Below are 12,157 nucleotides of genomic sequence, written 5' to 3' on the forward strand. Positions count from 1 at the left end.
ACGTCATGGATTTAAACCAATTAACTGCCATCTCTCCAATTGATGGCCGCTATCGTAAGCAACTGCAGCATTTAGATGAATATTTCAGCGAATACGCCCTGATCAAATACCGTGTGTTGGTAGAAGTGGAATATTTTTTGTTTTTGGCTGAAAAGAAGTTTTTAAAAGTGGATGCAAAGTTAAAAAAAAAATTACTCGAGGTAGTGTCCGGTTTTTCCTTAGAAGATGCGGCTGAAATCAAAAAAACAGAAGCCATCACCAATCATGATGTAAAAGCAGTGGAATATTTTTTAAAGGCAAAACTGGATAAACTGGGTGCAGCTGATTTAAAAGAATGGGTGCATTTTGGGTTAACCTCACAGGATATCAACAACACTTCTATTCCGCTGCTCTGGAAAGATAGTATTGAGCAGGAATACCTGCCGGCAGTAATCAATCTGCAGGCCGCTATTGGCAAATTAGCAGTAGCGTACAAAAACGTTTCCATGCTGGCACGTACACACGGGCAACCGGCATCACCCACACGCCTGGGTAAAGAGCTGATGGTATATGTAGAACGCCTGGAGAACCAGATACAATTGTTCAGCTACATTCCTTTTACTGCCAAATTTGGTGGCGCCACCGGAAATTTCAATGCCCATCATGTGGCATATCCTAAATACAACTGGGTAAAATTTGCCAACGATTTTGTGGAAAGTAAATTAGGCCTGCAACGCCAGCAATACACCACGCAAATTGAACATTACGATGTATTGGCAGCTCATTTTGATGCGATAAAAAGGATCAACACTATACTTATTGATTTTTGCAGGGATATATGGAATTATATCAGCATTGATTATTTTAAACAAAAAACAGTAAAAGGCGAAATTGGCAGCAGTGCTATGCCGCATAAAGTAAACCCGATTGATTTTGAAAATGCGGAAGGTAATTTAGGTATAGCCAATGCTTTGCTGGAGCATCTTTCAGCTAAACTGCCTATTTCCCGTTTACAAAGAGATTTAACAGACAGCACGGTATTAAGAAATATAGGAACCCCTATTGCGCATACTATTTTATCTGTAAAATCAATAGAAAAAGGTTTGGGTAAATTAGTTCTCAATGAAAATAAATTAAAGGAGGACCTGGAAAATAACTGGGCTGTTGTTGCAGAAGCCATTCAAACTATTTTACGCAGGGAAAACTATCCTAATCCTTACGAAGCCTTGAAAGATCTTACAAGAGGTAAGACGGCTATTGATAAAAAAGCAATACACCAGTTCATCAGTGGTTTAAAAATTTCTGCTGCATTAAAGAAAGAATTAAAGGCGATCACTCCGGGTAATTATACCGGTGTTTAGTACTTTACATGGGGCATACCTGTTATTATAATTTATGAAGAACTTATTTTTTGTTTTACTGCTATTATGTAACACAGGCATTGCCCAGGTAAATATTACCAAAGGCCTTAAAGCCTATTATCCTTTTAATGGCAACGCAAATGATGCAAGTGGCAATAATAATAATCCTGTTTTTAATAATGCCACATTAACCAGCGACAGGGCAGGCAATGCCAACAGCGCTTATCATTTTAATGGAATAAATACTTACATACAAGTTCCGAATAATCCTTCACTGAATTTTGGCAACCAGGTAACCTTAGCTGTTTGGGTAAGGCCAACAGGTTTTTATTACGATATCTGCCATGCCAGTTCTATCATACTAAAAGGTACAGCAGATTATTACCCGGGTAATTATGCACTTCGTTTTGATGATGCTTTATTTACAGGCAGCAAAGGTTGCAGTGGCGATCCGCTTACAGATTCGGTTCATTTAAATTTCCGGGGAACCGGTACATCGCAAATACCCTATACACCATACATTAAGAAAAATCAATGGTATTCGTTGGTATATACCAACGACGGCACTACAGCTAAATTGTATGTGGATTGCGAATTAAAATATGCAATAAAATTTAAAGAGAGTTTTACTAATAACGACGACCTGTTGCTTGGAAAAACAAACGATCCTGTATTCCCGTTTTGGTTAAACGCAGATATTGATGACGTAAGAATTTACGACCGTGCACTTAACCTAAACGAGATAGCTGCATTGTGTAAAGAAGAAAAGAAAAAAGATACCGGTAAGGTTACTGAACCGGTAAAAGTTCCTTTGGCAGATACCATTAAAACAATTGCTCCGTCAACACCCAAAGAAACTCCTTTAGAAAAAAGAAATAACGAATTGGTAAAACAGATTGCTGTAGAACATGATTCGGTTACTGTAACATTGTATGATAATGGAGACATTGATGGCGACAGTGTTACCTTGATCTACAATAACAAGGTAATTACAACACACCAAAGATTATCCGATAAGCCTATTGCATTTACACTTAAAGTTGAAGCTGGTAATAACAGCAATGAATTAGTGATGTATGCAGAGAATTTGGGCAGCATTCCTCCCAATACGGCACTGATGGTAATTTACGATGGTAAAAAACGTTATGAATTAAATATCAGCAGTACAAAGGATAGTAATGGTGTGGTGGCGTTCAGGTTAAAGGAATAACTTCAGAAACCATCTCGTCAGTTATCTGATGCCCGATTCTTTTTTAAATACCTAGCTAATTCTGCCGCCAGAGCAGTTATATCTAATAAAAATACATATATTTACTATAGCAAAACTGGCTGCAGAAGCCTTTAACCCTAAAAAATATAACTACCGCCTACTCTAAACTGCACACATGAAAACATTAAAATTATACGTCGCAATTTGCGGGCTTTTTTTGTCGAATGCTCTTTTTGCTCAATCAGATACAACATTTTGGTTTGCTGCACCAGAGGTTGCATCAAATGGTGGTACATTAACCGGCTTAGACAGGCCAGTAGAATTGCATATTACTACCGGTAATAGTGCCAGTACTGTTACTATAAGTTTACCTGCGAATACCAGCTTTTCTCCAATTACACAAACCGTAGCGGCAAATTCTACAGCTCTAATTGACCTTACAACATGGATAGACTTATTAGAAACAAAACCTGCCAACCAGGTTTTAAATACAGGTATTTTAATAAAATCTTCAAGTAAAATAACGGCTTATTATGAAGTCAGTAGCGCCGGTTGCGGTTTTTGCAATCCGGAGATTTTTACCTTAAAAGGAGCTAATGCGTTAGGTACAAATTTCTTTATCCCATCACAAAATATTTTTTATAATAGTCAAAATTATTCTCCTGCGCCAAGATCCGCTTTTGACATCATTGCAACAGAGGACAACACAACTATTTCAATAACACCAACTAAGAATATTGTGGGTCATACCGCTGGAAACTTATTCACAATAACGTTAAATAAAGGACAAACATTTTCTTCTACTGCAGCAAGTGAACTGGCTGCTGAGCATTTAGGAGGCTCTATTGTTACAGCTTCAAAAAAAATTGCTGTTACTATCAAGGACGACCTGATGTCAAATAGTTCTTATGGTACCTGCTCTGATCTTGGCGGCGACCAGATTATTCCTATCACATTATTAGGTACAAAATATATTCCCATTAGAGGATATTTAAATGCCCCATATGATAAAGTTTTTATCATGGCAGTATCAAATAATACACAAGTAACAATAGATGGTATTGTAACGGCTACACTAAATAGTGGTAATAGCTATATGCTTACCATGAATAACCCTGTTGCTTATATTGAAACTTCAAACCCTGTTTATGTACTTCATTTAAGCGGATTCGGTTGTGAAGCTGGGCTTGATGTTTTACCCGCAATTGAATGTACCGGCTCCGCAAACTTAAGTGTCACCAGGTCTACACCTGACCCTCTTTTTCTCAATCTACTGGTACCGGCAGGTGGACAAAATTCTTTTAAATACAATGGCTTAACAGGCATTATTTCAGGATCAGATTTTTCGGTAGTTCCAGGCACAGCAGGAGCATATTACTTTGCAAGTAAAAGTATTTCCCTTGCCACTACCCCTGGTGGTGCAAATTTTTCAGTTACCAATACTGATAAAAGATTTCAAATGGGAGTAATACATGGAACAACTGCCGGTGGTTGCCGCTTTGGTTACTTCTCAGATTACAACATCTTTAAAGCAAACATCACTGCCAATAAAACACTATTTTGTGCACCTGATACTTTACGGCTGCATGCCGATTCAATTACCAATACAATTATTCAATGGACAGGGCCTAATGGATTTACAAGTACGGCAGCCAATCCTAAAAAATTCATTAACTCCATAAATGACCTCGGGTATTACAAGGCAACTATCACTGATGCGACCTGTGGTATTGTAAAAGATTCCATTTTAGTTACAGTTGATTTTCCTTCAGTTGTAACCAACAATAATACCACTACCTGCTTGAGTAATTCAATACAGTTGAATACAACAGGAGCTGTAACTTATAGCTGGACACCTGCAACCGGATTATCTAATCCTAATATAGCCAACCCAATAGCCAACCCATCTGTAACCACACAATATATTGTTACAGGTACAACAGCTCTGGGTTGTATTGGCAAAGACACGGTTGTAATTACAGTATCTCCCACCGGTTGCAGCGGCATTGGTAACATCATTAATGATTACACCCCTGTGCTTGCTTTTGATCCCTGCAAAAATATTTTAACGGTTGGCGATGCCACAGCTTTTAACCCCGGCGATACAGTTTTGGTAATTCAAATGAAAGGAGCTGTTATTGACAGTACCAACACTGCTGCTTTTGGCACAATAACCGATTATAAAAACTCGGGTAATTATGAATTCAATTACGTAAAGTCAAAAACAGGTAATACCATTGAATTAAAAAATGTTGTTACCAGGAATTATGATCTGCCCAATGGCAAAGTGCAATTGATAAGGGTGCCTTATTACCAGAATGCTACTATTGCCTCTACCCTCACCTGCCCTCCATGGAATGGCAGTACCGGTGGCGTATTGGTTTTAAATGCCGCAGATAGTGTTACGTTAAATGCTGATATAGATGTAAAAGGAAAAGGCTTCAGGGGTGGTGCAGGTTTTAATAATAACCTGGGCAGCACGTCAAACTGTTTTCAAAACGAATATGTATACCCGTTAGGAAGTATATATTCCGGCAATAAGGGAGAGAGTATTACCTCTATCAGCAATAATATTACCGGGGGAAAAGGAGCATTGGCATCTGCCGGCGGTGCCGGCCTGGATCATAATGGTGGTGGTGGTGGTGGTGCCAATGGAGGTGCCGGCGGTTTTGGAGGTTATCAATTAAAGGAATGCGGCAACGATCCTTTTGATAACAGGGGCATTGGTGGCAGGGCTTTAACATATAACAATACTGCAAATAAAATTTTTATGGGCGGCGGCGGCGGTAGTGGCCACGCCAATAATCCCGGTACTGTACCGGCGGGAGGAAATGGCGGCGGCATTATTATGATCAATGCACAAAAAATAAAAAATAATGGGTTTAAAATAATTGCCAGCGGAGATAGCGCCAATATTTGTACTCAAGGCGCTGGTATTACTTGTCATGATGGAATGGGTGGCGGTGGTGCAGGAGGAACAGTTTTGCTGAATGTAACCCAGGTTTTAAACAGTACTATTGTTGAAGAAAAGGGTGGCAAAGGTGCCGACATGACCGGCCCCATTGCAGGTGGTACCATTGGCCCCGGAGGTGGTGCCGGCGGTGGTGTATTATGGATGCCCGGCGCAGCAATACTCTCCAATGTAAACCCCGTAAACACCGGTGGCATCGGTGGTGTATTGACAAATGGCGGCAACATCAACTGGGGTACCACAGCCGGAGCTCCGGGAATAAACGTATTCAACCTGCAGGTTCCTGTTGATGCGGTTCCCTTTAAAGTGAATATTGATTCCGTTAGATTTAGCTTTGCCAACAACTCCTGCAACAGCTTTAATTTCTTTGGCTTTGGTTATGTTAATTCTTCACCTGTAGTGTCGTGGCTATGGAATTTTGGTGATGGAAATACTGCCACTACACAAAATACTTCGCACACTTACAGCAGCGCAGGAACATATACCGTAAGGCTGACCATAACAGATAACAATGGCTGTAAAGACAGTATATTAAGATCAGTAGTAGTTGCAGGTACATCTGCTTTCGATTTTTCATACAAGCAGGATGTTTGCAATCCTTTATCTGTACAATTCACCGGTGCAGGGGCTGCACTTATTAACCCATACTGGTCTTTTGGCGACCTGGGCACAAGCACAGGAACACTAACGCCAACGCATACCTACACTGCTACCGGAAATTACCTGGTTAGGTTTTCAGTGAACAATGCCTGCAACGACACGGTAAGCAAAGTGATTGCTATCAATGTTACCCAGGCAGATATTGTTCTTACCCCCGATACCACCATTTGTTTTGGCTCAACTAAATTATTAAGGGCGCAATATGCAAATGATTTTTGCTGGTCACCCGCCACTTATCTTAACAACCCTGCTTTAACCAATCCAACAACTTCTACACCCGCAAATATTACATACTATTACACTGCCGAAATTTTAGGTAATAACCTGGTACCAAACGGTGATTTTAGTTCTGGAAATACTGGCTTTACTTCGGATTACAGCTATCAAACTTCTAACTCAGTCGCTAATGCTGTTTATGGCGTTACTACAAATGCACAGACATGGAATGCCGGAGCAAGCCCATGCCTTGACCATACAAATGGAACAGGTAATATGCTGGTGGCAAATGGGGCGACCGTTTCCGGAAAAAAATTATGGAAAAGCAGTTTTAATGTAACGCCCAATACTTCTTATCAATTTTCGGCATGGATTCAATCTGTTTCCTTAGCAAATTTTGCTGTATTTAAATTTTATATCAATGGGGTTCAGTTCGGCCCTACATTAAATGCCCCACCAGTAGCATGCCAGTGGGTGCAGCAAAAACTTAATTGGAACTCGGGTAATAATACTACTGTTGATCTTTCTCTTGAAGATTTTACGTATGATGCTGATGGTAACGATTTTGCATTAGACGATATTTCATTCAATTCAGTTTCCATTAAACGGGATAGTGTAAAGATCACAGTTGACACCCCAAAGATTGCAGCATCCGGCACAGCAACAGTATGTGCGGGAGTTGCCACACAGTTGAATGCCACAGGCGGAGCCACTTATGTGTGGACGCCTGCAACAGGTTTATCCAACGCCACTATTGCCAACCCGTTGGCAACACCTGCAACCAATACCACATATACTGTTACCGGCACCACTGTTAATGGCTGTTCGGCGCAGGCATCGGTAGCTATTACAATTCAACCTAAACCGGTTATTACAAAATCGAATGATACCAGCATTTGCAAAAATACTTCTGTGCAATTACTGGCTACCGGTGGCACCAGTTATGTATGGACGCCGGCTGCAACATTAAACAATCCCAATATTGCTAACCCCATTGCAACACCAACAGCAGCCGTTACCCAATATTATGTAACCGTTATTAATAATAATGTAAATACCTGCAGTAATAGGGATTCTGTAAAAGTTACCATAAAAGCTGATCCTGTATTTACAGTTTCGCCGGCCCAATCTACCTGCAATGGTACACCTGCACAACTGAATGCATCTGGTGGAAATATTTATTTATGGAGCCCCGCAGCTCTTGTAAGTAATGCCGCTATTGCCAACCCGGCTGCAATTGCCGGCACAACAACTAATTATAGTGTAACCATTACTGAAAGTGTATGTAATGTCTCAAAGACATTATTTACTCTTGTAACAGTAAACCCGGTACCGCTGGTAACGGCAAGCAAGTCTAATGATATAGATTGTTCTATTGAATTTTCTAATTTATCAGCTACAGGTGCGGCACAATACACCTGGACCCCCACTACCGGCCTCAACAATAGCAGTATAGCCAATCCCGTTGCCCGCCCTGTTACTACTACCCAATATGTGGTTAAAGGAAGTAACGCATTCGGATGTTATGATTCAGATACTTTAACTGTGGCTGTAACTAAAATAGGACAAAGCCTTTACCTGATGCCGAATACATTTACCCCTAATGGCGATGGAAAGAATGATTGCTTTGGTATAAAATACTGGGGCATTGTTGAACAAATGGAATTCTCTATCTACAACCGTTATGGCGAAAGAGTATTTTATACCACCGACCCCTATCAATGCTGGAATGGCTTGTATAAAAGTGATAAACCATTACCAGGCAATTACGTGTATTACATAAAAGCAAAAACTGCTTGTGGCACAGTAGAGCGGAAAGGAAATGTACTGTTGATAAGATAGCTCAACGCAATTATAGATTTACTTTAATTCGGAAGAGGCCTAAATATTTATATTACGGCCTCTTTTTTAACTTTAAGTATATCTTATTTATGTATCTCACTTGTAAAGTGAAATTCTATATCCGGGTTATTTTGCCTTTCGGTATTTAAGAACCATTCGCTTTGTGCCAGGTAAACAATATGCCCGTCCTTATCGGCGGCAATGTTGGCTTGCTTGTATCGGATAAAATCTTCTAACTTTTTAGGGTCTTTGCTGGTTAGCCAGCAGGCTTTATAAAAAGGCAGGCTATTCATCTGTACCGATGCTCCATATTCCTGCAATAAACGATATTGAATAACTTCAAACTGCAGTTCTCCCACACAACCAATGATCTTTTTATTACCGCCAAACTGGGTAAATAATTGTGCCACACCTTCATCCGTTAATTGTATCAAACCCTTTTCTAATTGTTTCGTCTTCATCGGGTCCTTATTCACCACTTCTTTAAATATTTCCGGAGAAAAACTTGGTATACCGGTAAAATAAAAATTCTCTCCTTCCGTCATGGTATCGCCAATTTTAAAATTGCCGGTATCAAAAAGGCCCACCACATCACCCGGATAAGCATCTTCAATTACTTCTTTCTGACGTGCCAGGAAACTGTAAGGATTATTAAACCTGAAATCCCTGTCCATCCTTACATGGTGGTAGTAAGTGTTGCGCTCAAACCTGCCGCTGCATACTCTTAAAAATGCAATCCTATCCCGGTGCTTGGGATCAAGGTTGGCATGTATCTTAAAAATAAATCCACTGAATTTATCTTCTTCCGGTTTAATATCTCTTGTAGTGGTATGCCTTGGCCTTGGTGTTGGTGCAATTCGGATAAAAGTATCCAGCATTTCCTTTACACCAAAATTATTAACCGCACTGCCAAAAAATACCGGCGCCGTTTTACCGGTTAAGTAATCGTCATCATTTAATTCCCCATACACACCATCAATCAATTCCACATCTTCCCGTAACGTGTTGGCATCCTTCTCTCCTATTTTTGCATCAAGAATTTTATCATTCAGATCTTTGATCTCCACCACGTCTTCGTCATTGGCCTTAGTACCTGCGGTAAACAATACCAGGCTTTTTTCATGCAGGTCGTACACCCCCTTAAAATCTTTACCGCTGTTGATCGGCACTGTCATGGGATGCAAATTGATCTTCAGTTCTTTTTCAATTTCTTCCAACAGGTCAAACCGGTTTTTACCATCACGGTCCATTTTATTGATAAAAACGATCACCGGTGTATTGCGCATGGCAATTACTTCCATCAATCTACGGGTTTGTGCTTCTACCCCGTTCACACTATCAATTACCAGCACCACACTATCCACGGCAGTTAAAGTACGATACGTGTCTTCCGCAAAATCTTTATGGCCCGGTGTATCCAGTAAATTGATCAGGTGCCCGTTGTATTCAAAAGTCATTACGCTGGTAGCCACACTGATACCACGCTGCCTTTCAATTTCCATAAAATCGCTGGTAGCATGTTTTTTAATCTTATTGCTTTTTACAGCCCCTGCTGTTTGAATGGCACCGCCAAACAAGAGGAATTTTTCGGTCAGCGTGGTTTTACCGGCATCGGGATGCGATATAATTGCGAATGTTTTACGTTTGTTGATCTCGTTGATATACTTCATGATTGAACCGCAGATTTCGCAAATGTCGCCGAAATCTTTTTTTTCTAAGCCGCAAAGGTAAGGTTTGAAAAACAAAAACCAGCTTGCTTAAATGGCTGTGTTATGCTTAAATAAATATGGTAAATTTCGTAGTCCGGGCAAAAAGAAGCACTCGTTTGCACAGAGATTGCGCTAAATGCCACGAATTTTACAGCTTAAATTATTGACTTAATTGGCATTGCCGGGTTGCTTTATAAAAAAATAATGCAGTAGTTTTACAGCATCACATTATAACGAGCTATGAACAAAATAGACCTGACAGATTCCTTAGAAAAAATTCCGGTAAAAATATTCTCAAACTCCAACGACGGTTCTGCCTTTGTAGCACAACAAATTGCGGCACTAATAAAGCAAAAAGAGAGTGAAGGCAAAAAATGTGTGATTGGCCTGGCAACCGGCTCTTCCCCTAAAACATTGTATGCCCACCTGGTGCGTATGCACCAGGAAGAAGGGCTGAGTTTTAAAAATGTAATTACATTCAACCTGGATCAGTATTATCCCATGGAGAAAGATGCGCTGCAAAGCTATCACTACTTTATGCGGAAAAATTTATTTGAACATACTGATATCAATCCCGATAATTATCACCTGCCCGATGGCCTGGTACCAAAAGATAAAGTGAAAGAGCATTGCCTGAATTATGAAAAACAAATTGAAGATGCCGGCGGGCTTGACCTGCAGATACTTGGCATTGGTATTAACGGGCATATTGGTTTTAATGAGCCGGGCAGCGGCATTTACAGCAAAACAAGATTGGTTACATTAGATCATAGTACCCGTATGGCCAATGCCTACGAATTTGGCAATATGAGCGAAGTGCCGCGTATGGCTATCACCATGGGCATTAGTACCATCTTAAAAAGTAAAAAAATTATCTTGATGGCCTGGGGCCAGACAAAAGCCCCGGTAATACAAAAATCAGTAGAGCTGGATGATACAGAAGATATACCGGCATCGCTTTTACAAAATCATGATGATTGCACTTTTATCATTGACGAAGCTGCTGCAAGCGAACTCACAAGATTTAAAAGTCCCTGGCTTACCGGTGAATGTGAATGGACACCAACCATGGTACGCCGTGCAGTTACCAACCTGGCATTAAAAATAAAAAAACCGGTTTTAAGTTTAACCAACGAAGATTACAACGATAATGGTTTAAATGATCTGCTCACCGAAAAAGGCAATGCCTACGAAACCAACCTGGAAGTATTTTATATGCTTCGTGATTCTATCACCGGCTGGCCTGGCGGAAAAGAAAATGCAGCCAATATCAAACATCCTGAACGCAGCACACCTTTTCCTAAAAAAATCATTTTATTCTCTCCGCATCCCGATGATGATATCATCAGCATGGGAGGCACTTTTATGCGCCTGCACGACCAGGGGCATGAAGTACATGTGGCGTATCAAACCAGTGGCAATATTGCCGTAACCGACGAATTTGTTACCCGGTTTATCGACTTTGCTGTTGGTTTTGAAAATATGTTTGACATTGATGAAACCAAAAGCAAAAAAATTTTAGATGATGCTACGGCATTTTTAAAAACAAAAAAGAGCAGCGAAAAAGATACAGAAGAAATACGTGCTATTAAAGGTTTAATAAGAAGATGTGAAGCCAAAGCCACCTGTAAATATGTTGGCTTAAAAGAGGCGCAGATCCATTTTCAGAATTTACCTTTTTATGAAACGGGTACCATTGAAAAAAATCCGATGGGTGAAGCTGATGTACAGATAACAATGGACCTGTTGAAAGAAATAAAACCCCACCAGGTATATTGTGCCGGTGATTTTGCCGATCCGCATGGTACGCACAAAGTTTGTTTTGATGTAGTGATTGAAGCACTGAAAAGATTAAAAGCGCAAAGCAGCGAACAATGGATCAATGATTGCTGGTTGTGGCTGTACAAAGGTGCATGGCAGGAATGGGATATTACCGAAATAGAAATGGCCATACCCATGAGCCCCGACCAGGTGGTAAAAAAACGGCATGGTATTTTTATTCATCAATCACAAAAAGACAGTGTGCCTTTCCAGGGCAGCGACGACAGGGAGTTCTGGCAACGTGCCGAAGAGCGCAATGCCAATACTGCGTCGCTGTATGCAAGACTTGGTTTAACACAATATGCTGCTATGGAAGCATTTGTGAGGTGGCATTATTAAGCTGTTATTTTTCTGACGGATTTTTTTTAACTTCATTGCTTGCTGATAA

General features: G+C 40.4%; 5 protein-coding genes. 4 read left to right on the forward strand and 1 reads right to left on the reverse strand.

The window, feature by feature from the left end; genetic code table 11:
* Window positions 1-5: 5 nt before the first annotated feature.
* The 3 genes from purB (at window position 6) to ACYVM0_RS11650 (ending at window position 8,239) form a co-directional block, all read left to right on the forward strand.
* Window positions 6-1,340, forward strand: coding sequence for an adenylosuccinate lyase (gene purB, locus ACYVM0_RS11640; RefSeq protein ID WP_460557195.1), 1,335 nt, complete (start codon window positions 6-8; stop codon window positions 1,338-1,340).
* A gap of 34 nt (window positions 1,341-1,374) precedes the next feature.
* Window positions 1,375-2,550 (forward strand): LamG domain-containing protein, encoded by a 1,176-nt coding sequence (locus ACYVM0_RS11645; RefSeq protein WP_460557197.1) that lies wholly within the window; start codon window positions 1,375-1,377, stop codon window positions 2,548-2,550.
* Window positions 2,551-2,725: 175 nt separating this feature from the next.
* The gene (locus ACYVM0_RS11650; protein WP_460557199.1) at window positions 2,726-8,239 is read left to right on the forward strand and encodes a PKD domain-containing protein; all 5,514 of its coding nucleotides are present in this window, start codon (window positions 2,726-2,728) and stop codon (window positions 8,237-8,239) included.
* An 83-nt stretch (window positions 8,240-8,322) separates the two neighbouring features.
* Here ACYVM0_RS11650 and ACYVM0_RS11655 read toward each other — a convergent pair whose 3' ends face one another.
* The gene (locus tag ACYVM0_RS11655; RefSeq protein ID WP_460557201.1) at window positions 8,323-9,909 is read right to left on the reverse strand and encodes a peptide chain release factor 3; all 1,587 of its coding nucleotides are present in this window, start codon (window positions 9,907-9,909) and stop codon (window positions 8,323-8,325) included.
* Window positions 9,910-10,188: 279 nt separating this feature from the next.
* Between ACYVM0_RS11655 and nagB the strand changes: the two genes are divergently transcribed.
* On the forward strand, window positions 10,189-12,108 hold the full coding sequence (gene nagB / locus ACYVM0_RS11660) for a glucosamine-6-phosphate deaminase (RefSeq protein ID WP_460557202.1): 1,920 nt from the start codon (window positions 10,189-10,191) through the stop codon (window positions 12,106-12,108).
* Window positions 12,109-12,157: the final 49 nt, after the last annotated feature.

The sequence above is a fragment of the Ferruginibacter profundus genome (genome assembly GCF_054783275.1).